Source organism: Bradyrhizobium paxllaeri (assembly GCF_001693515.2).
GTDB classification, from domain to species: Bacteria; Pseudomonadota; Alphaproteobacteria; order Rhizobiales; family Xanthobacteraceae; genus Bradyrhizobium; species Bradyrhizobium paxllaeri.
Window position 1 is genome coordinate 6,589,663 of sequence record NZ_CP042968.1, and the last position, 21,368, is coordinate 6,611,030.

Sequence of the window (21,368 nt, forward strand, 5' to 3'; positions counted from 1 at the left end):
CGCTTGCTGAAGTATGGATTGCTTCGTCGCCAACGCTCCTCGCAATGACGAAGAAAAAAGGCCGGGATCGCTCCCGGCCTTCCGTTTCTCCGCTCGTCACGCCCGCGTTATGCGGGGCATCCAGTCACCGCGACCGTCAGAAGCGAAAGGCCGCGGCGTACCGGACCGTCCGAGGACGATGACGCCGGGGGATTACTTCGCCTCCGCCCGCTTGGGCGGGGTGGCCGGCCACGACTTCACCAGCGTGTCGTAGTCGACGGTTTCACCCTTCGGCTTTTCGTTCGCCAGCTTGCGCTGGGGAGCGACGTTGCCGTCCTTCGCGGACTTGGCGAACCAGAATTCGGCGGTCTCCTTCTTGTTCAGCTTCGGCCCGCACTCCTTCTGCACGCCGGACTTCTCGAGACGTTCGAGCACCGAGTCCTGGGCTGCGGCCAGCGCGTCCATCGCCTGTTGCGGCGTCTTGGCACCGGACGACGCATCGCCGATGTTCTGCCACCACAATTGCGCAAGCTTCGGATAGTCGGGCACGTTGTTGCCGGTCGGGGTCCACTGCACGCGCGCGGGCGAACGGTAGAACTCGATCAGGCCGCCGAGCTTCGGCGCGCGCTCAGTAAAGGACTTATCCCAGATGTCGGATTCACGCACGAAGGTGAGACCGACATGGCTCTTCTTCAAGCTCACCGTCTTGGAGTTGATGAACTGGAGATAGAGCCAGGCCGCCTTGCGGCGATCGGGCGGGGTCGACTTCAGCAGCGTGGCGGAGCCCGCGTCCTGGTAGCCGAGCTTCATGCCCTCTTTCCAGTACGAGCCGTGCGGCGACGGCGCCATGCGCCACTTCGGCGTGCCGTCCGCGTTCACGACTGCAATGCCCGGCTTCACCATGTCGGCGGTGAAAGCGGTGTACCAGAAGATCTGCTGGGCGATGTTGCCCTGCGCCGGCACTGGACCTGCTTCGGAGAAGGTCATGCCTTGCGCCTGCGGCGGGGCATACTTCTTCATCCAGTCGAGGTACTTGACGATCGAATAGACCGCCGCCGGGCCATTGGTGTCACCGCCGCGCTCGACCGACGAGCCGACCGGACGGCAGCCTTCCATGCGGATACCCCATTCATCGACCGGCTTGCCGTTCGGGATGCCCTTGTCGCCATTGCCGGCCATCGACAGCCACGCATCGGTGAACCGCCAGCCGAGCGAGGGATCCTTCTTGCCATAGTCCATGTGACCATAGACCTTGACGCCGTTGATCTCCTTGATGTCGTTGGTGAAGAACTCGGCGATGTCCTCATACGCCGACCAGTTCACGGGAACGCCGAGCTCGTAGCCATACTTGGCCTTGAACTTGGCCTTGTACTCCGGATTGGAGAACCAGTCGTAGCGGAACCAGTAGAGGTTCGCGAACTGCTGGTCGGGAAGCTGATAGAGCTTGCCGTCCGGGCCCGTGGTGAAGGATTTGCCGATGAAGTCGTTGACGTCGAGCTGCGGATTGGTGACGTCCTTGCCTTCGCCGGTCATGTAATCCGACAGGATCACGGTCTGGCCGTAGCGGAAGTGGGTGCCGATCAGGTCGGAATCGTTGATCCATCCGTCATAGACGTTCTTGCCGGACTGCATCTGGGTCTGCAGCTTTTCAACGACGTCGCCTTCCTGGATCAGGTCGTGCTTGACCTTGATGCCGGTGATTTCGGTGAAGGCCTTCGCCAGCGTCCGCGATTCATATTCATGCGTCGTGATCGTTTCCGAGACGACGTTGATTTCCATGCCCTTGAAAGGCGCAGCCGCCTTTTCGAACCACTGCAGCTCTTTCAACTGGTCGGCCTTCGACAGCGTCGAGGGCTGGAATTCGCTGTCGATCCACCTCTGGTTAGTGGCGTCGTCCGCACGCGCGGGTGCGGCAATGGTCACGGAAGCCGCGATCAGCGCAACCGCGCTGGTCATCGTCAGAAAGCTCTCCTTGGTCAACGGACCATTCCTTCCTCTCAAGCGTCGCATGTTGGATCCTCCGGTTGCAGCGACAAACACAAACTCAGGCCCGGGTTGATCCCGGATCTGCTCTTTCTCGCTTCCTAGACGGTGCGGAAAATCGCAACGGCCGATAGAAGCGAAATCACGGTTGCGAGCCACAGGCTCGAAATCTCAACGCCCTCCCCGATCGGCAGAGTTGCGATCGGGTCGGTGCCGATAAAGGCAATCCACAGCAAATGAATGACGGCAGCGAGCACCAGCGAAATGAACAGGCGATCGCCGCGCGTGGTCGGAATACGCAGCACGCCGACACGCTCGGCTTCGGGATAGGCGACCGCAAGCCAGGTCATGACGCCGAGCGTCAGCGCCAGCATCACGAAGAAGATCGCGGTCGGCAGCGTCCAGGCCATCCATGCGATGTGTTCCATGGCTACACCCGTCCCAGCGCGAAGCCGCGCGCGATGTAGTTGCGAACGAACCAGATCACCAGCGCGCCGGGGATGATGGTGAGCACGCCTGCGGCGGCGAGCAGGCCCCAATCCATGCCGGCGGCCGAGACCGTGCGCGTCATGATCGCCGAGATCGGCTTGGCGTTGACCGATGTCAGCGTTCGCGCCAGCAGCAATTCGACCCAGGAGAACATGAAGCAGAAGAACGCGGCGACGCCGATGCCGCTCGCGATCAAGGGCACCAGGATCTTGGCGAAGAAGCGCGGGAACGAATAGCCGTCGAGGAACGCGGTCTCGTCGATCTCGCGCGGCACGCCCGAGACGAAGCCTTCGAGAATCCACACTGCGAGCGGCACATTAAAGATGCAGTGCGCGAGCGCGACCGCCCAGGGCGTATCGAACAAATTGATCGCCGAGTAGAGGTTGAAGAACGGCAGCGCGAACACGGCTGCCGGCGCCATGCGGTTCGACAACAGCCAGAAGAACAGATGCTTGTCGCCGAGGAAGCGGTAGCGCGAGAAGGCGTAGGCCGCCGGCAACGCCACCGCGATCGAGATCACGGTATTGATCAGAACATAAGTCAGCGAGTTGATGTAGCCGGAATACCAGCTCTCGTCGGTGAAGATGCGCTTGTAGTTTTCCAGTGTCGGCTGGTGCGGCCATAGCGTCATCGTCGTGACGATCTCGGTATTGGTCTTGAAGCTCATATTGACGAGCCAGTAGATCGGCAGCAGCAGGAAGATCAGGAACACCACCATGATGATGCGGCGGCCGGGAATCGAGTTCATCACGCGGCTCCCTTTTTCTCGGGACGCTCGGTCCCGGCGTTTGTCATCACGGTGTAGAACACCCAGCACACGATCAGGATGATCAGATTGTAGACCAGCGAAAGTGCCGCGGCCTTGCCGAGGTCGAACTGCCCGAGCGCGATCTTGACCAGCTCGATCGAGACGAAGGTGGTCGAATTGCCGGGGCCGCCACCGGTCACCACGAACGGCTCGGTGTAGATCATGAAGCTGTCCATGAAGCGCAGCAGCACCGCGATCAGCAGCACGCGGTTCATCTTCGGCAGTTGGATCGCCTTGAAGACCGCCCAGCGCGAGGCGCCGTCGATCTGCGCAGCCTGATAATAGGCGTCCGGGATCGACTTCAGGCCGGCGTAGCAGAGCAGCGCGACGAGGCTGGTCCAGTGCCAGACGTCCATCACGATGACGGTGGCCCAGGCATCGAACTCGTTTGAGACGTAATTGTAGTCGATGCCGAGGCCGTTGAGCGTATAGCCGAGCAGACCGATATCGGGCCGGCCGAAAATCTGCCAGATCGTTCCGACCACGTTCCACGGAATCAGCAGCGGCAGCGCCAGAATCACGAGGCATACGGCGACGGTCCAGCCCTCGCGCGGCATCGACAGTGCCACGACGATGCCGAGCGGCACCTCGATCGCCAGGATGATGGCGGAGAACAGCAGGTTACGGCCGAGCGAAGCCAGGAAGCGCCCGCCGAGATCGGTCGAGGGATCGAGCAGCTCCTTGAACCAGCCGACGCCGTTCCAGAAGAACTGGTTGTTGCCGAACGTGTCCTGCATCGAATAGTTCACGACCGTCATCAGCGGCAGGATCGCGGAGAACGCGACCACCGCGAACACCGGCAGCACCAGGAACCAGGCTTTCTGATTGATGGTCTTGTCCATCAGGCAACCCCCTCGACCAGACGGCTGTCGGCATAGACGTGAACATGGGCGGGATCGAACACGAGCCCGACCGCGTTGTCGGACACGGAGAATCCCGGCGGCACGCGCGCGGCGAACTTGGCATCGCCGATCCGCACCCGGGCGAATCGCGCGCGGCCGAGATCGTCGATGCGCTCGATCGTGGCCGACAGCAGGCCCGATGCTGGAGCCGCGATGTTGACGAATTCCGGCCGCACGCCGATCTCGATCTTCGCACCTGCGGGCAGCACGCCGTAATTCCGGTGCAGGCCGATGACATGGCCGTCGATGCGCGCCTCGTGCCCGCTCACGACAGCCGGCACGATGTTCATGCCGGGCGAGCCGATGAAATAGCCGACGAAGGTGTGCGCGGGCTTGTCGAACAGCTCGGCCGGCGTGCCGCTCTGCACCACCCGGCCATCATGCATGACGACGACCGTGTCGGCGAAGGTCAGCGCCTCGGTCTGGTCGTGGGTGACGTAGATCATCGTGAGATCGAGCTCGCGGTGCAGCGCTTTCAGCTTCGAGCGCAACTGCCATTTCAGCTCGGGATCGATCACCGTCAGCGGCTCGTCGAACAGAACAGCCGCGACGTCGGAGCGGACAAGGCCGCGGCCGAGCGAAATCTTTTGCTTGGCGTCGGCGGTCAGGCGCGTGGCCTTGCGATCGAGATAGAACGTGAGGTCCAGGAGATCGGCGATCTGCCTCACCCGCGCCTCGACCTCGGCCTTCGGCACGCCACGGTTCTGCAGTGGGAATGCGAGATTCTGCCCGACCGTCATGGTGTCGTAGATCACCGGAAACTGGAACACCTGGGCAATGTTGCGCTTCTGGGTTGACAGAGGTGTGATGTCGGTGCCGTCGAACAGGATTTTTCCGCGCGAGGGCGTGACGATGCCGGAAATCAGGTTGAGCAGCGTGGTCTTGCCGCAGCCGGACGGGCCGAGCAGCGCATAGGCCCCGCCCTGCCGCCAAGTCATCGTCACCGGTTTCAACGCAAACGATTCCGGCGGCGCATCATTGCCGCCGTAGGAGTGCGCGAGATCAACGAGGTCAATGCGTGCCATGTCGCATCTCCCTCACGCGCTTCTATTCTTTGACGCGTTTTCTTCACGCGAACCGCCAGGCACTTCGCTTGAAAACGCTTTGCCCGGCGCGGCGACCAGACGGTCGGCAGCGTCGAACACGAAAACATTGTCGGGATCGAGCACGGCATCGAGCACATGACCGGGCTCGTATTCATGCACGCCCGGCAGCACCGCGACCCAGTTGGAGGCATCGCGGTTGAGATGCACGAAGCTTTCCGAACCGGTGATCTCGGTCACCGTGACGGTGGCGTGAAATGCGTGACGGCCGGCGATGCCGTTGGCCACCTCGAGCTGATGAGCCCGGAAGCCGACGCGATAGGGTCCGTCGGCAAGCTGCGCGTAGAGCCCGGTGGCCGGCGCCTGGACGCCGCCGGCATATTGCACCGAACCGTTCTTCTTCTCGATGCCAACGATGTTGAGCGGCGGATCGGAGAACACCTGCGCCACCCGCAGCGTATCCGGCTGACGATAGACTTTTGAGGTATCGCCGGCCTGCAGAACCTTGCCTTCCCACATGCAGACGGTATTGCCGCCGAGCAGGAGTGCCTCTGACGGTTCGGTCGTCGCATAGACGAAGATCGAGCCCGAGGCCTCGAAGATACGCGGCAGTTCGGCGCGCAATTCCTCGCGCAGCTTGTAATCGAGGTTGGCCAGCGGCTCGTCGAGCAGCACGAGGTCGGCGCCCTTGACCAGCGCGCGCGCAATCGCGGTGCGCTGCTGCTGGCCGCCGGAAAGCTGCAACGGCGTACGCTTCAGATAGGGCTCGAGCCGCAGCAGTTTCGCGGCCTGCTGGACCCGCCGGTCGATCTCCTCACGCGGCCTGCCCTGCACCCGCAGGGGCGAGGCGATGTTCTCGTAGACCGTCAGCGAGGGATAGTTGATGAACTGCTGATAGACCATCGCGACCGAACGTTGCCGCACATCCGCACCGGTGACGTCCTTGCCGTCGACCAGCACGCGGCCGGTCGCAGGCTTATCGAGGCCGGCGAGCAGCCGCATGATCGACGTCTTGCCTGACAGCGTCGGTCCAAGCAGCACGCTCAGCGTGCCGCGTTCCAGCGTCAGCGAGACGTCGCGAATGGTCGCCATGCCATCCACGGTTCGCGTGACATGTTCAAGCGTGACGCTCATGGCCGCCCTCCCACCTCACGCAAGGGGCGTTCGCCGGAGCCACTATTGGCCTTCATCCATTCGTCGAGCACAGCGATTTCATCTGATGACAGCCGCAAGCCAAGCTTGGACCTTCGCCACACCACGTCTTCGGCGCTGCAGGCCCATTCGTTCGAAATCAGATAGCGGACCTCGCTTTCGGTCAGCGTAGCGCCAAACGACTGGCCGAGGTCGGCCAATGATTTCGCATTGCCGAGCAATTTTGTCGCACGCGTGCCATAGGCATGCGCGAGCCGATTGGCATGCGCCGGTTCGAGGAACGGATATTTTCGCGTCAGCTCCGCCGTCAGCGCCGCGACCGCCGAAACGTCCATGTCGCCGCCGGGCAGCGGCGCCTTGCCGGTCCACCCATCTTTCTCTTTCGCACTGTGCAGGTAGGGCGCGAGCCGCTCCAACGCCTCTTCCGCCAGGCGCCGATAGGTCGTGATCTTGCCGCCATAGATCGATAGCAGCGGCGCGCCACCGGGCGTATCGAGTTCGAACACGTAGTCGCGGGTCGCGGCCTTGGCTTCGCTGGCACCGTCGTCATAGAGCGGACGGACGCCGGAATAAGTCCACACGACATCGGCGGGCAGTACCGGCTTTTTCAGATACTCGCTGGCCGACGCACAGAGATATTGGATCTCCTCGGGGCTGGCCTTCACCTTGGCCGGATCGCCGTCGTAGTCGCGATCGGTGGTGCCGATCAGCGTAAAGTCGTCCTGGTAGGGAATGACGAAGATGATGCGGCCGTCGGCATTCTGGAACATGTAAGCGCGATCGTGATCGTATAGCTTGCGCACCACGATGTGGGAGCCTTGCACCAGCCGCACTTTTGCGCGCGCGTTGACGCCCGAGCCTGTCGACAGCACCTGCTCGACCCACGGGCCGCCGGCATTGACCAGCGCGCGCGCCTGGATGGTGGTGCGCGTACCGCTGATCGTGTTCTCGACGGTGAGGTGCCAGATGCCGTCGATTTGCCGGATCTCGACCGCGCGCGAGCGGGTGTGGATTTCCGCGCCGCGATCGGCCGCGTCGCGCGCGGTCAGCACGACAAGACGCGCGTCATCGACGAAACAGTCGGAATATTCGAAACCGCGCTTGTAGCGGTTGGCGATCAAGGGTTTGCCCACTTCATCGTGGACGAGATCGACCGAGCGTGTCGGCGGCAGCAGATGGCGGCCGCCAATATGGTCGTACAGGAACAACCCTAGCCTGAGCAGCCAGGCAGGCCGCAAGCCGGAATGGTGCGGCAAAACGAAACGCAAGGGCCTGATAATGTGGGGAGCGATCTGCCAGAGAATTTCGCGCTCGATCAGCGCCTCACGGACCAGGCGGAACTCGTAATACTCGAGATAGCGCAAGCCGCCATGCACGAGTTTGGTCGACCAGGATGACGTCCCACTCGCCAAGTCATTCATTTCGCAAAGGAAAACGGAATTGCCTCGGCCCACCGCGTCGCGCGCGATGCCGCAGCCATTAATACCGCCTCCGATAATGGCGAGGTCGAATACCCGATCCAACAGACGCTTCCCCGGCGATCGCCTCTTCACTTCGGCGATTTTACTTTCGGATATGGAGTTAATCACAACCAAAAACGAAAGCAAGACGAAAGCGAAGTGAAAGTGGAACCAGGGGCGGCCTTGATCGGCGCGGTCAGCGTCCCCGCCTTCGCAGCGGACCGCCGCTCACGACGTAAACGCCGGCGGAAATGCTTGATATCGCCATCCAGTCGATCATCGTTGGCCATTCACCGAGAACCGGGATTGCCATGACGGCTGTCATCGCGGGCGACAGCGCTGCGAACGCGGCACCGCTTGAGGCGCCGAGGATACTGACCGCACGCCCATAGAAAACGAGTGAAACGACAGCAGTCAGAAGCCCCTGCACCAACGCTTGAAGCGCCAGGTCGCTCCATGGCGCTTTCCCAAGGCTCAAGCCCTCCACGAACACATATACAGGCATGTAAAGAAACAAGGCGCCGACGGCAGCAATGCCCGCGGCATGCAACCCATCGAGCCGCGCGCGACGCATCGCGATCGTGTAGCAGGCCTACGCCAGGGCTGAGCCGAGGAACAATGCGTGTCCGATGGTCTGCCCGGATCCGATCGCGTCGCCGGCGCCCCACGCGACACCGAGAACGCCGAGCAGGATCAGCGCAAAGCCAATCTTTTTCGCGTCGGTGAATGGCTCATGCAGGATAACCGTTGCAAGCAGCGCGACGGCTAGCGGCATCACGCCGGGAAACAGCGCTCCCGCATGCGCCGCAGGTGCGAATAGGAGGCCCGCGTTCGCGAGCAGAACCGGCGCGCCCGCGCCGAGCACGATCGCCGCCAGCCCAACCCAGCCGAGGCGCTCGAGAACGAGACCTTTATTCAGCACGTACGGCAGCAACAGCAGGCCGGCCACGCCAAAACGAAGCGCCGCGATATCCCATGGCGTGAGGCTGGTCTTGAGGCCGACGCGAGCCACAACGATCCATCCGGACCAGATGCTGACGGCGGCGAGGCCATAGAGTGCGCCACGGACATATTCCGCAGTGGTGCGTCCAGCGACGGCAAAATCCGTCATCATCGCCTCCCTACAGGATGGACGACATAACCCTTTTAATATATTTTACAGGTTATGCAACTCCGTGAGCAAGGACAACACTCCGATCCGTTCGAATGGAGCGGCGGACATCCGGCGCTGGACCTGGTGAACAGTCTGGATGAGCGGCCCTCGTCTGCACCGATCGAGAATCTGGCAACGTATTCCGACCTGGTGCGGTTCGCGGCGCTGGCCGGACTGATTGATCGTCGAACCGCCGCGCGTCTGCAGCGGCTCGACAACCGCTCCGGCTCGCTTGTCGTGAAACGCGCGCGCGAACTTCGCGAACGTCTTCACAACGTGCTGGCTACTGCAAATGCGGGGCGGTTGCCGCGCCGAAGCGATCTCGACACGCTATCCGCCGCAATCCGGGCGGCACATGCGGCGCAGACACTGGTCACCTCGCCCTCGCCCGGACTGGCCAATCGCCGTTGGTCGCCAGCGCGGGCGCACGAAATTCCCCTGCATGCCTGCTCGTTGGCGATCGAATGTCTGCTCGTTGACGAGGAACGCAAAAGAATTCGAAAATGCGGAGCCGCTGACTGCGACGTCTATTATCTCGACACCAGCAAGGGTCGGCGCCGGCAGTGGTGCAGCATGAAAGGTTGCGGAAACCGCGAAAAGCAACGGAGATGGCGTTCCGCGACGCGATAGAGGCGAAGCGCTATCGCAATCGAACGGCGGCGGGAGGAGGAAGCGACTCGCTGGAGTCGTCGATATCCGCCGCCGGCTTCTCCATCGCCTCGACCACCTCGATGCCGCGGTGGTGGCAGATATTGGCAAGGCTTGCGGGCAACGGCGCGTCGGTCACAAACGTCTGGATCTGGCTGAGATGGGCGATGCGCACCGGCGCACTGCGGCGGAGCTTTGTGGAGTCCGCGACCAGCATGACGCTGCGCGCATTGGCGATGATGGCCTGGGCTGCCTGCACTTCGCGATAGTCGAAGTCGAGCAGCGCGCCCTCCTCGTCGATCGCGGATGCGCCGATGATGGCGTAATCGACCTTGAACTGGCCGATCAGGCTGATCGCGGTCGAACCGATCACCGCGCCGTCGGCGCGGCGCACCGCGCCGCCCGCCACGATCACCTCGATGCGCGGATGGCGATACAAAAGCATCGCGACATTGAGGTTGTTGGTGATGACGAGCAGGTCCTCGTGCGAGGTCAGCGCGCTGGCGACTTCTTCGGTCGTGGTGCCGATGTTGATGAACAGCGAGCAGCCGTTCGGAATCCGCGACGCTGCGGCTATGCCGATCGCCCGCTTTTCCTCCGCCGCCACGAAGCGCCGCGCCTCATAGGCGAGATTCTCGACGCCGGAGGCAATGATGGCGCCGCCGTGGATGCGGGTCAGCGAGCGCTGGTCGCAGAGATCGTTGAGGTCCTTGCGGATGGTCTGCGCCGAGACCTCGAAACGCTTGGCGAGGTCTTCCACCATCACCCGGCCAAAGGCGCGCGCGATGTTGAGGATTTCAGTCTGGCGATGGGACAGTCCGGCCATGGCGGCACCCTTGAGATACTTGGGGCACAAGGACAGTTTGAGGCACAAAGTTGCCGTCATGGTGCGGCTGATTGGGGCCGCGGTCAACGAGGGAGATCGGCCGCACCGGCCGCCAGCGGGCCGAAACAAGGAAACTGGTTAAGGCAAGCAAGGCAATACGCCGCGCTCGACAAAACGACAGATGGCTGAAAGAGTGCCGCACAACTCAAAAAAATGGAGGAAACCATGAACATCGATCGACGCCAGCTCGCCCTGCCCGTGCTCGCACTTGGACTGACACTTGGGCTCATGAGCGCCGTCCCCGCTTTTGCCGGTGCGGACGAAGATGCCGTCGCGAAGAACGTCGAAACCTTCCGCGCGGGACAGGCGGCCGGCAATGCCGAGGCGATCGCCTCGCTCTGCGCCGACGACCTTAGTTACAGCCACTCGAACGCCAAGGTCGACACCAAGGCGTCGCTTCTCGACGGCATCACCAAGGCCAACTACAAATGGACGTCGCTCGAATACAAGAATCCCACGATCCGCGTCGTCGGCCCGACCGCTATCGTGCGCTTCACCTTCGTCGGCGAACAGGAGTTCACCGACGGCAAGAAGACGCCGCAGAACCTTCACATCCTGATGAACTGGCAGAAGCAGGGCAACGACTGGAAGCTGCTGTCGCGGGCGGCCACCAAGCTCTGACCGCTGCACACGACCGGCGCTGGCGGCTATGCCGCCAGCATCATTCCGCTGGCGAGACGGCAGGCGGCGCGCTCGGCCTCCCGCGCGTTGCGAAATATCTGACCTTCCAACTGGTTGAAGCGGTGCGAGGCGGCAAAGAACCGGTAGCCCTCCGGCCCGCGCACGATGATCCCTGCGGGCTGCGAGCCGACTTCGATGATATAGGTGTCCGACATGATCCGGCCTCTGATTTCTTCCGGGCTTACAACGGGTTGCAGGGCGGATTGTTCCCGCTTCATCGTTGCGTCGTGAGGCCAGTTTATGTCAAAGCTGGGCATGGAATACCCCAGCGAATCGCCAAAATGGCCGGAGAACTGACATGATGCCGAAATTCGCGCTCTCGATGCTGGTCGCTCTTGCGGTTTGCGCGCCGCTCCAGGAGGCTGCGGCGCAGGAAAGCACGCTCGGCGGTGCGCTGTTCGGCGGCGCCGCGGGCGCCATTGTCGGCGGCGCGCTGGGTGGCGGCCGCGGGGCCGCGATCGGCGCCATCGTCGGCGCAGGCACCGGTGCAGCCATCGGCGCCCAGGGCGAGCCGCGGCCCGGCGGCTATCGCTGGTATCAGGGCGGTTGCTACCTGGAGCAGCCCGGCGGCTGGCAGGCAGTTTCGCCGCGCTATTGCGGTGTCCAGGCACAATACGCGCCGCCACCGCCCCGCTATTACGACGACACGCCGCGCTGCATGCGCTCGCAGACCTACGATCCGCGCCGCGGCACGTTCATCGGCCGTGACGGCTACGAGCGTCCCTGCCCGTAACACTCAGGTCGCGATTGGGGCACCCTCACGCTTGATGGCCTGCGGGTGGCCCTCGTCGTCGATCGAGACGTAGGTGAAGTTGCCGTCGGTCACCAGGATCTGCTGCATCTCCTGGCGGCGCACGACCCATGCTTCGAGATGGACTGTGAGCGAGGTGCGTCCGACCCGCACCAGATTGGCGTAGACCGAAACGAGATCGCCGACATAGACGGCTTTTCTGAAATTCATCGCCTCGATCGCCACCGTCACGGTGCGGGATTTGGCGATCTTGGAAGCAGCTACGCCGCCGCCGATGTCCATCTGGCTGAGCAGCCAGCCGCCAAAGATATCGCCATTGGCGTTGGTGTCGGCCGGCATCGCCAGCGTGCGGATGCAGAGCTCGCCGCGCGGCTCGGTTTCGGTCGAGGGCGGTGCGTGCACATGTGTCGCCGTCACTTGAAAGTCTCCCAGCCGGCATCGGGCGTAAACCGGCCGCCGAATTTGTCGGTCAGCGTCTCCAGCGTCGAGACCACGTTCTCCACGCCTCGGGTTCGCGCATAGTTCAGGGGACCACCGCGGAACGGCGCGTAGCCGGTGCCGAAGATGACGGCGCCGTCGACAACATCCGCATTATCGACGATGCCCTCGCGCAGGCAGGCGACGCAGACATTCGACATCGGCAGGATCAGCCGGTCGATCATTTCCGCCGATGGCTCCGAGATTGCGGACATGCCGCCGGTGTCGGCCTTTCCGTCCTTCCAGATATAAAAGCCCTTGCCGGCCTTGCGGCCGAGTTCGCCCTTGGCGACCTTTTCGCGCAGCCATGCCGGCGTCGGCGGCAGCATGTCGCCGAATTTCGACCGCAGCATGTCGCCGACATCGAGGCAGATGTCGAGGCCGACCTGATCGGCGAGTTCGATCGGCCCCATCGGCATGCCGAACTTTTTCGCGGCGGCGTCGATGACTGTCTTGTCGATCTTCTCGTCCAGCATCACCATCGCTTCCAGCATGTACGGCGTCAGCGCACGGTTGACGAGGAAGCCGGGCGAGGATTTGACCGGCAGCGGCAGCCGGTCGATGGCGCCGACAAACGCCAGCGCCTCCTTCAGGAGCTGCGCGTCGGTGCCGTCATGGCTGACGACCTCGACGAGCTGCAGCCGCGAAACAGGATTGAAGAAGTGCAGCCCCAAGAGCCGCTCCGGCTTTTGCAGCGTGGTGCGCAGATCCTGCAGCGGAATGCTCGAGGTGTTGGTGGCGAGGATCGCGCCGGGCTTCATTTTCGGCTCGATGCCGGCATAGACCTTCTGCTTCAGCTCCAGCTTCTCCGGCACCGCCTCGATGATGAGATCGGCGTTGCGGACGCCCTCGGCCTGCATGTCCGGCATCAGCCGGTCCAGCGCATCACGCACGGCCGTGCGCTTGCGCAGGATCTTGCCGTAGAGTTCGGCAGCACGCTTGATCGCGCCCGCGATCGGCTCCGGCTTCATGTCGGCGAGCGTCACCCGCAAATCCTGCCCGGCGCACCAGGCGGCGATGTCGCCGCCCATGGCACCGGCGCCGATGACGTGGACGTGCTCGATCTTGTTGCCGGATCCGGCAAGCTTCTTCATCTGCTCGCGCAGAAAGAACACGCGGATCAAATTCTGCGCGGTTGGCGTCACCATCAATCTTGCGAACGACGCCTTCTCCGCGCTCAACATCGCCCGCCGGTCGCCGCCGTGCTTTTCCCAGAGATCGATCAGCGCGTAGGGCGCGGGATAGTTTGCTTCCGGCGCCGCCTTGGCGGCCTCGCTCCGCATCCGCCCGGCGAGGAATCCTCTGACCGGGCCGAGGCTCAGAATATTGTTGAGCAGCCTGGGCTGCGCGCGCTTCAGGCGGCCGGACACGGCGTCCTTCACCGCATTCAGGACATGCCGCTCCTGCGTCACGGCGTCGACCAGCCCGAGCGACTTTGCCCGGCGCGCATCGATGGTCTTGCCGGTCAGCATCAGCGGCATCGCCTGCATCGGATTGACGAGCTGCGTGAAGCGCACGGTGCCGCCGAGGCCGGGGTGCAGGCCGAGCATCACCTCGGGAAAACCGAACCGTGCGTCCTCGATCGCAATCCGCATCTGGCAGGCCAGCGCCACCTCCAGGCCGCCGCCGAGGCAGAAGCCGTGGATTACGGCCACGCTCGGAACCCGAAGGGCTTCGAGCCGGTCGATCACCGCATGCGCGCGGCCGATCTCGGCCTCGACGGCGGCGACATCAGTCGCACCGCGAAAGGCGTTGACGTCGGCACCGGCGATGAAGCCGGATTTCTTGGCGGAGCGGATGACGAGACCGGTCGGCCGCTGGCCTTCCAGCTCGGACAAGATCTTGTCGAGCTCCTCGATCAGGTCTGCCGACAGCGTATTGGCGCTGGTGCCCTCGCGATCGAACAACAGCCAGGCGACGCCGTCGGCATCGCGCGTCAGCTTGAAGTTCTTGTACGGGCTGTCACCGCTCGGTTTCGGCCCGAGTTCGAGCACGCGATCGCCGAGAACGTTCATGATCTGGCTATCCATGCTCACACCGTCTCTATCAGCATCGCGCCGCCCTGCCCGCCGCCGATACATTCGGTGGCGATGCCGCGTCGCGTGCCCAACCGTTTCATGGCATTGACGAGATGCAGCACGATGCGGTTGCCGCTGCAGCCCACGGGATGGCCGAGGCTGATCGCACCGCCATCAACGTTCAGTTTGCTCTGGTCGAGTTCGCCCGCCGCGCCGTCGAGGCCAAGAATCTCCTTGCAGAACTTCTCGTCGTTCCAGGCGGCGAGACAGCCCAGCACCTGCGTCGCAAACGCTTCGTTCAGTTCCCAGGTCTCGATATCAGAGAGCGTCAATTCGTTGCGCTTCAACAGCTCCGTAGCCGACAACACCGGGCCGAGGCCCATGATACCGGGATCGAGCGCCGACCACTGGCTATCGAGAATGACCGCTTTCGGCGTCAGTCCGTGTTTTGCCACCGCCTCTTCCGAGGCCAGGATCACCCAGGACGCGCCGTCGGTAATCTGCGAGGAATTGCCGGCCGTGACCTTGCCCCAGGGGCGTTCGAACACCGGCCTGAGTTTTGCCAGCGACTCCGGCGTCGAGTCCGGCCGCACGCCGTCGTCATGATCGTAGAATTTGCCGTCGCGCGCGAATGCGGTTTCGACCTCGCCCTTGAGCCAGCCTTCCGACTGCGCTTTCGCCAGCCGCCGGTGGCTTTGGGCGGCATAGGCGTCCGACTGCGCGCGGGTGACGCCGAAGAGATGCCCGACCACTTCGGCGGTCTGCCCCATATTGAGTTCGGTGATGGGATCGGTAAGCCCCCGCTCCAGCCCGATGATCGGCTTGAAATAACTCGGCTTCACCTTGAGCGCGGCCATGATCCTGGCGCCGATGCCCTTGGCGCCGGCAAGGCCTGCGAACCAGCGCACGCCCTGCTGCGGCCACACCAGCGGAGCATGGCTCAGCGCTTCGGCGCCGCCGGCAAGAATGAGGTCCGAGACGCCCTCGCGGATATAGCGGTAGGCGGTGTCGATCGACTGCATGCCCGAACCGCAATTGATCTGCACGGTGAAGGCGACCATCTTCTCACCCATGCCGAGCCGCAGCGCAGCAACGCGCGCCGGATTCATCTCGTCCGCGATGACGTTGACGCAGCCGAGAATGACCTGATCGAAGGCGTCAGGTGCAAACGGCTGCCGCGCCAATAGCGGCCGGCCGCACTGCACCGCGAGATCGACCGGGGTGAACGGGCCCGGGCCGGAGCGCGCTTTCAGGAACGGCGTCCGGCTGCCGTCGACGATAAAAACCGGTCTCGCCATCAGCTTGCCGCCCTCTGTTCACCCAATTCCTGGAAGAACTGATGCACGTCGGCACCCTTCCTGTAAATCGGCGACAATGCCTCAGGTGCGAAATCATCAACTTCGATCACTTTGGCAACGGCCTCATGCGCGGCGGCCAACTTCTCGCCCTGCGCCTGGGTGATGACGCCCTTCTTCACGGCTTCCTTCCAGTCATGCAGGCGCGCCGCGCGCATCTGCTTTGCGGCATCCTCCGCAGCCGTCACCAGACGGAACGCCTTTTCCAGCCGCGCGATGCCGCCGTCATCATCGACGGCCGAGAGATCCGCGGTGAGCCGGTCGCGCGCCGCCGACGGCTCCAGCACGAGCTGCGCGCACGCATGCACGACCCGGTCGGACGGACCGGTCACCTTGGCGCCGAACGGCTGGATCAGGAATTTCAGGATCACCGCGACGAGCCGGTTCGGCAGGTTGGCGAGGATCTCGGCAAAACGATTTTCGATGATACGGAAACCACTTGCCATGCACCATTCAAGCGCCGCGAAATCTTCCCTTTGCCGCCCCTCGTCCTGCCACCGCTTCAGCGCGGCCGACAGGAGATAGAGTTCGGAGAGGATATCGCCGAACCGGGCCGAGAGCATCTCCTTGCGCTTGAGCGCGCCGCCCAGTGTCAGCAGCGCCATATCGGCGCACAGCGCGAACGCCGACGAATAGCGCGAGAGCTGGCGATAGAACCGCGTCGCCTCGCCGGCGTCGGGTGCCGGTGCAAACAAACCACCGGTCCAGCTCCGGCCCCAGGCGCGGAACATGGTCTTGAAGCTGTGGCCGACATGGCTCCAGAACGCCTTGTCGAACGCTTCCAGGCCCTTGGCGCGGTCGGCTTCACCCAGTGCATTCATTTCCTCAAGCAGGAACGGATGCGCACGGATCGCGCCCTGGCCAAACACGATGAGATTTCGCGTGAGGATGTTGGCGCCCTCGACGGTGATGCCGACCGGCACCGCGCGATAGAGGCTGCCCATGTAGTTCTGCGGGCCGTCGATCACGGCCTTGCCGCCATGGATGTCCATGGCGTCGTCGATCACGATCCGCATCCGATCGGTGGCATGCAACTTCATGATGCCGGAAATGACGGCGGGATGGTGCCCCTGGTTGAGCGCGGCGCAGGTCAGCCGGCGCGCGGCGTCGAGCAGGTAGGCGGTACCGGCGATGCGGGCGAGCGGCTCCTCGATGCCTTCGAACTTGCCGATGGAAATGCCGAACTGCTCGCGGATGCGGGCATAGGCGCCGGTAGTGCGCGCCGCATAGGCTGCGCCCGCAGCCGACAGTGACGGCAGCGAGATGCCGCGGCCGGCAGCAAGCGCCGTCATCAGCATCTTCCAGCCCTGCCCCAACCGCTCCTGCCCGCCAATGATGTAATCCATCGGGATAAAGACGTCGCGGCCCCAGTTCGGGCCGTTCTGGAACACCTGCATCGCCGGCAGATGCCGGCGGCCGATGTCGACGCCCGGCCGATCGGTCGGGATCAGCGCCACGGTAATGCCGAGTTCTTCCTCGGTGCCTACGAGATGATCGGGGTCATAGGCCTTGAAGGCGAGACCGAGCAGCGTCGCGACCGGACCCAGCGTGATGTAGCGCTTGTGCCAGTTCAACCTCAAGCCGAGCACTTCGCGCCCTTCGAAATTGCCCTTGCAGATGATGCCGGTATCGACCATCGAGGCCGCATCGGAGCCAGCCTCCGGGCTGGTCAGGCCGAAGCAGGGAATGTCGCGGCCGTCGGCCAGACGCGGCAGCCATTTGTCCTGCTGCTCCCTGGTGCCGAAGCGCATCAGGAGTTCGCCGGGCCCGAGCGAGTTCGGCACCATCACGGTGACGGCCGCGGTCAGCGAGCGCGAGGAAAGTTTTCGAACCACTTCCGAATGCGCATAGGGCGAGAATCCGAGCCCGCCGAATTCCTTCGGAATGATCATGCCGAAGAATTTGTGGCGCTTGATGAAGGCCCACGCCTGCGGCGGCAGATCGCGCCATTCCCAATTGATTTTCCACTCGTCGAGCATGGCGCAGAGCTCGTCGACGGGGCCGTTCAGGAACGCCCGCTCCTCTTCGGTCAAGGCCGCCGGCGCGACCGCCAGCAATTTCGACCAGTCGGGATTGCCGGTGAAGAGGTCGGCGTCCCACCAGACATCGCCCGCCTCCAGCGCCTCGCGTTCGGTGTCGGACATCGCGGGCATGGCGCCGCGCGCGAAAGCGAAGATCGGCTTGCTGATGAAATCGCGGCGGAAGCTCATGGCGACCTCCTCATGATCGGGGCGCGACACCGCGCCTCACCTGGGCCAAACGTTGGTGCATTCTAGCTGAAAAGCTCGGAATTCGGGGCCGTTAGCGCCCGGAATGAAGCGAAATTGATAAACCGGGATATAACGGCAGAGGTCCCCGACCCGTTCCAGCAGGACTTGCATTATCCGGCGGTTGAAGACGGACGTTGCAGGATGGTCTTACGGCACCCGCCGTATCAGGCCAGCGGGCGGACTTGCCTTAGGAGTCGCGTTTGTGGCGTCGTCGCTCGTTGGGGACGAACACGGCAAACACTTCCTTGACGCGAACGGCCGGCGTCACGTCGCGGGTAAAGCGAAGCTCCGCGGTCGTCCGGGTTTCTTCGACGCGCGGCGCATAAAGGGCGCTGCCATAGAGCGATCCGTCGAACCGCAAATTGCTTTCGTCGTCAGTGAGGTAAGCGTTCGAAACAAACAGGAATACGAGCAGTGTCGATCCGACAACGGTAAAATATTTGAATATGGGCATTGGTATACGAGCCTTCCCCTTTCTTGTGCGGGAAGGTGCATCGCGCGTCATCAAAGCGAGGTTTAAGAGCGCCCAGCTTTTGCCCGAACGGTTGGCTGCAAGTTGCCCATTTGCGACGAATTTTAACTAAGGCGCTAGGGGGCGGGACATCCCAGGATCTTTCACCTTCTGACCAAAATCTGACATCGGGCGGCGCACGGCTGTTCGTCGAAACGTGAACTCCTTCACACTTGGAACCCACCAGTCGTCCTACGCTCGCTTGATTAACGCTGGGGCTGTTCTCAAAGAGTGGAGAAGGCTGCAATGCGTGAACCAAACCTTGAAAAGTTGAACGCGCTCGTAGGGAAGCTGGTCGGCGACCTCGGCATCTCGCTTGGCGGCGCAAGCATTCTGCTCGGCGATCGCCTCGGGCTCTACAAGGCGATGGCGGATGGCGCTGTGATCACTCCGTCCGAGCTTGCCAAGAAGACCGGTCTGCGTGAGCGTTATGTGCGCGAATGGCTGTCCGGACAGGCCGCCTCTGGATACATCGACTACCACCCCGATAAAAATGCGTTCTCACTCTCGGCCGAGCAAGCCATGGCGTTCGCCGAGGAAGGGTCGCCAGCCTTCTTTGCCGGTGCATTCGATGTCGTGCAAGCCACCTATCTCGACGAACCCAAGGTCGCCGAAGCGTTTCGAACCGGGAAAGGCGTTGGCTGGCACGAGCATTCGAAGTGTCTTTTCTCGGGGACCGAACGCTTCTTCAGGCCGGGCTATAACGCCAATCTGGTCTCGAACTGGATTCCGACGCTCGAAGGCGTCGAAGCGAAACTGAAGGCCGGCGCCAGGGTGGCGGATGTCGGATGCGGCCACGGCGCTTCTACGATCGTGATGGCGCAAGCCTACCCCAATTCAGAATTCTTCGGGTTCGATTACCACAAGCCTTCGATTGAACGCGCAAAGGTGCTGGCGCAGGAAGCGGGGGTTGGAGACCGCATCACCTTCTCGCAGGCCAGCGCCAAGGATTTTCCGGCGAAAGACTATGACCTGGTGGCGTTCTTCGATTGCCTGCATGACATGGGCGACCCCGTGGGTGCAGGCAAGCATGTCAAGGAAACGCTGGCCAAGGATGGGTCGTGGATGATCGTCGAGCCGTTTGCCCATGACAATCTCAAGGATAATCTCAACCCGGTCGGATGCGTCTACTATCACGCCTCGACATTCATTTGTACGCCGGCATCACTTGCTCAGGAAGTGGGCCTGGGGCTCGGCGCCCAGGCGGGTGAAAGCAGATTGCGTCAGGTCGCGACCGAAGCGGGCTTCAGGCGCTTCCGCCGCGCAACCGAGACACCGTTCAACATGATCTTCGAAGTGCGTTCCTGACCCAGCGTTCAAACGTCAAGCGCCGGCGGATCGCCGGCGCTTGGTCGCCATATCTCGCAGACCGGGCTCAGCCCGGCCCCGCACCCTGCGTAGCCGTGTACACGGCGTAGAGCGACTGGCTCGCGGCCATGAACAGGCGGTTGCGCTTGGGGCCGCCGAAGGTGACGTTGCCGCATACCTCGGGCAGGCGGATGCGGCCGAGCAGCTTGCCCTCCGGCGACCACACCGTGACGCCGCTATAGCCGACGGCTCGGCCGGCATTACTCGCGCACCACACATTGCCATTGACGTCGCAGCGCATGCCGTCGGGCCCGCATTTCACGCCGTCGACCATGAAATCGCTGAAACGTTTCTGGTTCGAGAGCTTGTTGTCGGTGCCGACATCGAACACGAACATGTCGCCCTTGCCGCCCGGACCGGTGTCGCCCGGGCCCTTGCCGGTGCTCGCGACGTACAGCTTCTTGTAGTCCGGCGAGAAGCAGAGGCCGTTGGGGTCTGGCACCTGCTCTTCAGTCACCACGAGATCGATGCGGCCGGAGGGATCGATGCGATAGCAGTTGGTCGGCAGTTCGCGCTTGCCCGGAACAAAGCCCGCGTGCTGGCCGATCCGCGGATTGAGCTTGCCGCCGGAATTGCTCGGGCCTCCGGCGACGTCGGGCTCGCCTTCATAGAGCTGGCCGCCATAGGGCGGATCGGTGAACCAGTAGCTGCCGTCAGGATGGGCGACGACATCGTTCGGCGAGTTCAGCTTCTTGCCGTTGTAGGAGTCGGCCAGCACGGTCGCGGTGCCGTCGTGCTCGTAGCGCACCACGCGGCGGGTGAGATGTTCGCAGGAGAGCTGTCGTCCCTGGAAGTCGAACGAGTTGCCGTTCGAATTGTTGGAGGGCGTGCGGAAGACGCTGACGTGACCGTCATCCTCCGACCATCGCATCTGCCGGTTGTTGGGGATGTCGCTCCACAGGAGATAGCGGCCTTGCGAGCTCCAGGCCGGGCCTTCCGCCCATAACAGTCCAGTGTGGAGACGCTTGATTGCGGTGTTGGGCTGGGCGAGATCGTTGAAGGACGGATCGGCCGCGATGATATCGGGATCCCAGAAGTAGGTGGTCGGGGCGCCACGCGGGCTGAAATCGCGCGGCGGGCTGGTCACCGTGGACGGCGGCGCCACGGGGCCGGTCTGGGCCAGCGCGCCGCTGACCCCCGCCACGGTTGCGCCAGCAGCTACGGCAAGACCGTGGACAAGGGTTCGTCGTGAAATCGCGAGTTCTGGATCGCGCCCCTCTTGGCTCGTCATCGCATCCTCCCAATGTGTTCACCGGCCGTTGATCCGGCCTGGCAACTCAAGGTTAATCCGGACGCCATCCGGTTGCGAGAGCTGCTTTCAGTCCAGCCCCGGTTTCAAGCTTGCAGCCGAAAATGGCATTACCTCGTCGAACGCATGTGCGTCGGAAGGCTTCCACATTGGGGCGATTGCCCACATGGCGACCAGGTGGGAGA

General features: G+C 63.2%; 21 protein-coding genes. 4 read left to right on the top strand and 17 right to left on the bottom strand.

Going from position 1 to position 21,368, the window contains the following annotated elements; translation table 11 throughout:
* Positions 1–192 precede the first annotated feature (192 nt).
* The 9 genes from LMTR21_RS31415 to LMTR21_RS31455 form a co-directional block, all read right to left on the bottom strand.
* A complete protein-coding gene (locus LMTR21_RS31415; protein ID WP_084030868.1) occupies positions 193–1,989 on the bottom strand; it encodes an ABC transporter substrate-binding protein in 1,797 nt (598 codons plus the stop codon).
* Between the two features lie 74 nt (positions 1,990–2,063).
* Positions 2,064–2,390 carry a DUF2160 domain-containing protein gene (locus tag LMTR21_RS31420; protein WP_065755323.1) on the bottom strand — a complete coding sequence of 109 codons (327 nt, stop codon included), beginning with the start codon at positions 2,388–2,390 and terminating at the stop codon, positions 2,064–2,066.
* Between the two features lie 2 nt (positions 2,391–2,392).
* Positions 2,393–3,199, bottom strand: a complete 807-nt coding sequence (locus tag LMTR21_RS31425) for a carbohydrate ABC transporter permease (RefSeq protein ID WP_065755324.1) — start codon at positions 3,197–3,199, stop codon at positions 2,393–2,395.
* The gene (locus LMTR21_RS31430; protein ID WP_065755325.1) at positions 3,199–4,101 is read right to left on the bottom strand and encodes a carbohydrate ABC transporter permease; all 903 of its coding nucleotides are present in this window, start codon (positions 4,099–4,101) and stop codon (positions 3,199–3,201) included. The genes LMTR21_RS31425 and LMTR21_RS31430 overlap by 1 nt, the downstream gene beginning before the upstream one ends.
* Positions 4,101–5,186 carry an ABC transporter ATP-binding protein gene (locus LMTR21_RS31435; protein WP_065755326.1) on the bottom strand — a complete coding sequence of 362 codons (1,086 nt, stop codon included), beginning with the start codon at positions 5,184–5,186 and terminating at the stop codon, positions 4,101–4,103. The genes LMTR21_RS31430 and LMTR21_RS31435 overlap by 1 nt, the downstream gene beginning before the upstream one ends.
* Before the next feature lie 12 nt (positions 5,187–5,198).
* Positions 5,199–6,338 carry an ABC transporter ATP-binding protein gene (locus tag LMTR21_RS31440; RefSeq protein ID WP_065755327.1) on the bottom strand — a complete coding sequence of 380 codons (1,140 nt, stop codon included), beginning with the start codon at positions 6,336–6,338 and terminating at the stop codon, positions 5,199–5,201.
* Entirely contained in the window at positions 6,335–7,879 is a 1,545-nt protein-coding gene (glpD, locus tag LMTR21_RS31445) for a glycerol-3-phosphate dehydrogenase (protein WP_065755328.1), read from the bottom strand. Before glpD ends, LMTR21_RS31440 begins: the two co-directional genes overlap by 4 nt.
* A gap of 133 nt (positions 7,880–8,012) precedes the next feature.
* The gene (locus LMTR21_RS31450; protein ID WP_084030869.1) at positions 8,013–8,390 is read right to left on the bottom strand and encodes an EamA family transporter; all 378 of its coding nucleotides are present in this window, start codon (positions 8,388–8,390) and stop codon (positions 8,013–8,015) included.
* A gap of 18 nt (positions 8,391–8,408) precedes the next feature.
* Entirely contained in the window at positions 8,409–8,927 is a 519-nt protein-coding gene (locus LMTR21_RS31455) for a DMT family transporter (protein ID WP_187399244.1), read from the bottom strand.
* 126 nt (positions 8,928–9,053) lie between these two features.
* On the opposite strand from LMTR21_RS31455, the gene LMTR21_RS31460 reads away from it, so the two are divergent.
* On the top strand, positions 9,054–9,599 hold the full coding sequence (locus tag LMTR21_RS31460) for a CGNR zinc finger domain-containing protein (protein WP_187399245.1): 546 nt from the start codon (positions 9,054–9,056) through the stop codon (positions 9,597–9,599).
* 10 nt (positions 9,600–9,609) lie between these two features.
* Here LMTR21_RS31460 and LMTR21_RS31465 read toward each other — a convergent pair whose 3' ends face one another.
* A complete protein-coding gene (locus tag LMTR21_RS31465) occupies positions 9,610–10,443 on the bottom strand; it encodes a DeoR/GlpR family DNA-binding transcription regulator (protein WP_065755330.1) in 834 nt (277 codons plus the stop codon).
* A gap of 225 nt (positions 10,444–10,668) precedes the next feature.
* Here LMTR21_RS31465 and LMTR21_RS31470 point away from each other — a divergent pair, with 225 nt between their 5' ends.
* Positions 10,669–11,124 carry a nuclear transport factor 2 family protein gene (locus LMTR21_RS31470; RefSeq protein WP_065755349.1) on the top strand — a complete coding sequence of 152 codons (456 nt, stop codon included), beginning with the start codon at positions 10,669–10,671 and terminating at the stop codon, positions 11,122–11,124.
* 26 nt (positions 11,125–11,150) lie between these two features.
* Here LMTR21_RS31470 and LMTR21_RS31475 read toward each other — a convergent pair whose 3' ends face one another.
* Positions 11,151–11,339, bottom strand: a complete 189-nt coding sequence (locus LMTR21_RS31475) for a hypothetical protein (RefSeq protein ID WP_065755331.1) — start codon at positions 11,337–11,339, stop codon at positions 11,151–11,153.
* Between the two features lie 143 nt (positions 11,340–11,482).
* Here LMTR21_RS31475 and LMTR21_RS31480 point away from each other — a divergent pair, with 143 nt between their 5' ends.
* Entirely contained in the window at positions 11,483–11,917 is a 435-nt protein-coding gene (locus LMTR21_RS31480; protein ID WP_065755332.1) for a YMGG-like glycine zipper-containing protein, read from the top strand.
* 3 nt (positions 11,918–11,920) lie between these two features.
* On the opposite strand, the gene LMTR21_RS31485 is transcribed toward LMTR21_RS31480, so the two are convergent.
* From LMTR21_RS31485 to LMTR21_RS31505, 5 genes are all read right to left on the bottom strand, one after another.
* On the bottom strand, positions 11,921–12,352 hold the full coding sequence (locus tag LMTR21_RS31485; protein ID WP_065755333.1) for an acyl-CoA thioesterase: 432 nt from the start codon (positions 12,350–12,352) through the stop codon (positions 11,921–11,923).
* Positions 12,349–14,442 (bottom strand): 3-hydroxyacyl-CoA dehydrogenase NAD-binding domain-containing protein, encoded by a 2,094-nt coding sequence (locus LMTR21_RS31490; protein ID WP_065755334.1) that lies wholly within the window; start codon positions 14,440–14,442, stop codon positions 12,349–12,351. Before LMTR21_RS31490 ends, LMTR21_RS31485 begins: the two co-directional genes overlap by 4 nt.
* A gap of 2 nt (positions 14,443–14,444) precedes the next feature.
* Positions 14,445–15,728 (bottom strand): acetyl-CoA C-acetyltransferase, encoded by a 1,284-nt coding sequence (locus LMTR21_RS31495; protein ID WP_065755335.1) that lies wholly within the window; start codon positions 15,726–15,728, stop codon positions 14,445–14,447.
* On the bottom strand, positions 15,728–17,995 hold the full coding sequence (locus LMTR21_RS31500; RefSeq protein ID WP_065755350.1) for an acyl-CoA dehydrogenase: 2,268 nt from the start codon (positions 17,993–17,995) through the stop codon (positions 15,728–15,730). The genes LMTR21_RS31495 and LMTR21_RS31500 overlap by 1 nt, the downstream gene beginning before the upstream one ends.
* Before the next feature lie 247 nt (positions 17,996–18,242).
* On the bottom strand, positions 18,243–18,509 hold the full coding sequence (locus LMTR21_RS31505) for a hypothetical protein (RefSeq protein WP_065755336.1): 267 nt from the start codon (positions 18,507–18,509) through the stop codon (positions 18,243–18,245).
* 303 nt (positions 18,510–18,812) lie between these two features.
* Between LMTR21_RS31505 and LMTR21_RS31510 the strand changes: the two genes are divergently transcribed.
* Complete coding sequence (locus tag LMTR21_RS31510) at positions 18,813–19,874, top strand: class I SAM-dependent methyltransferase (protein ID WP_065755337.1); 1,062 nt, start codon at positions 18,813–18,815, stop codon at positions 19,872–19,874.
* Between the two features lie 67 nt (positions 19,875–19,941).
* On the opposite strand, the gene LMTR21_RS31515 is transcribed toward LMTR21_RS31510, so the two are convergent.
* Entirely contained in the window at positions 19,942–21,165 is a 1,224-nt protein-coding gene (locus LMTR21_RS31515; protein ID WP_065755338.1) for an SMP-30/gluconolactonase/LRE family protein, read from the bottom strand.
* Positions 21,166–21,368 lie beyond the last annotated feature (203 nt).

What these genes read in the sequence shown, in the direction of transcription:
- LMTR21_RS31415 (WP_084030868.1), bottom strand. Translation starts at nt 1,989, where the DNA reads ATGCGACGCTTGAGAGGAAGGAATGGTCCGTTGACCAAGGAGAGCTTT.
- LMTR21_RS31420 (WP_065755323.1), bottom strand. Translation starts at nt 2,390, where the DNA reads ATGGAACACATCGCATGGATGGCCTGGACGCTGCCGACCGCGATCTTC.
- LMTR21_RS31425 (WP_065755324.1), bottom strand. Translation starts at nt 3,199, where the DNA reads ATGAACTCGATTCCCGGCCGCCGCATCATCATGGTGGTGTTCCTGATC.
- LMTR21_RS31430 (WP_065755325.1), bottom strand. Translation starts at nt 4,101, where the DNA reads ATGGACAAGACCATCAATCAGAAAGCCTGGTTCCTGGTGCTGCCGGTG.
- LMTR21_RS31435 (WP_065755326.1), bottom strand. Translation starts at nt 5,186, where the DNA reads ATGGCACGCATTGACCTCGTTGATCTCGCGCACTCCTACGGCGGCAAT.
- LMTR21_RS31440 (WP_065755327.1), bottom strand. Translation starts at nt 6,338, where the DNA reads ATGAGCGTCACGCTTGAACATGTCACGCGAACCGTGGATGGCATGGCG.
- LMTR21_RS31450 (WP_084030869.1), bottom strand. Translation starts at nt 8,390, where the DNA reads ATGCGTCGCGCGCGGCTCGATGGGTTGCATGCCGCGGGCATTGCTGCC.
- LMTR21_RS31455 (WP_187399244.1), bottom strand. Translation starts at nt 8,927, where the DNA reads ATGACGGATTTTGCCGTCGCTGGACGCACCACTGCGGAATATGTCCGT.
- LMTR21_RS31465 (WP_065755330.1), bottom strand. Translation starts at nt 10,443, where the DNA reads ATGGCCGGACTGTCCCATCGCCAGACTGAAATCCTCAACATCGCGCGC.
- LMTR21_RS31470 (WP_065755349.1), top strand. Translation starts at nt 10,669, where the DNA reads ATGAACATCGATCGACGCCAGCTCGCCCTGCCCGTGCTCGCACTTGGA.
- LMTR21_RS31475 (WP_065755331.1), bottom strand. Translation starts at nt 11,339, where the DNA reads ATGTCGGACACCTATATCATCGAAGTCGGCTCGCAGCCCGCAGGGATC.
- LMTR21_RS31480 (WP_065755332.1), top strand. Translation starts at nt 11,483, where the DNA reads ATGATGCCGAAATTCGCGCTCTCGATGCTGGTCGCTCTTGCGGTTTGC.
- LMTR21_RS31490 (WP_065755334.1), bottom strand. Translation starts at nt 14,442, where the DNA reads ATGGATAGCCAGATCATGAACGTTCTCGGCGATCGCGTGCTCGAACTC.
- LMTR21_RS31495 (WP_065755335.1), bottom strand. Translation starts at nt 15,728, where the DNA reads ATGGCGAGACCGGTTTTTATCGTCGACGGCAGCCGGACGCCGTTCCTG.
- LMTR21_RS31500 (WP_065755350.1), bottom strand. Translation starts at nt 17,995, where the DNA reads ATGAGCTTCCGCCGCGATTTCATCAGCAAGCCGATCTTCGCTTTCGCG.
- LMTR21_RS31505 (WP_065755336.1), bottom strand. Translation starts at nt 18,509, where the DNA reads ATGCCCATATTCAAATATTTTACCGTTGTCGGATCGACACTGCTCGTA.
- LMTR21_RS31510 (WP_065755337.1), top strand. Translation starts at nt 18,813, where the DNA reads ATGCGTGAACCAAACCTTGAAAAGTTGAACGCGCTCGTAGGGAAGCTG.
- LMTR21_RS31515 (WP_065755338.1), bottom strand. Translation starts at nt 21,165, where the DNA reads ATGACGAGCCAAGAGGGGCGCGATCCAGAACTCGCGATTTCACGACGA.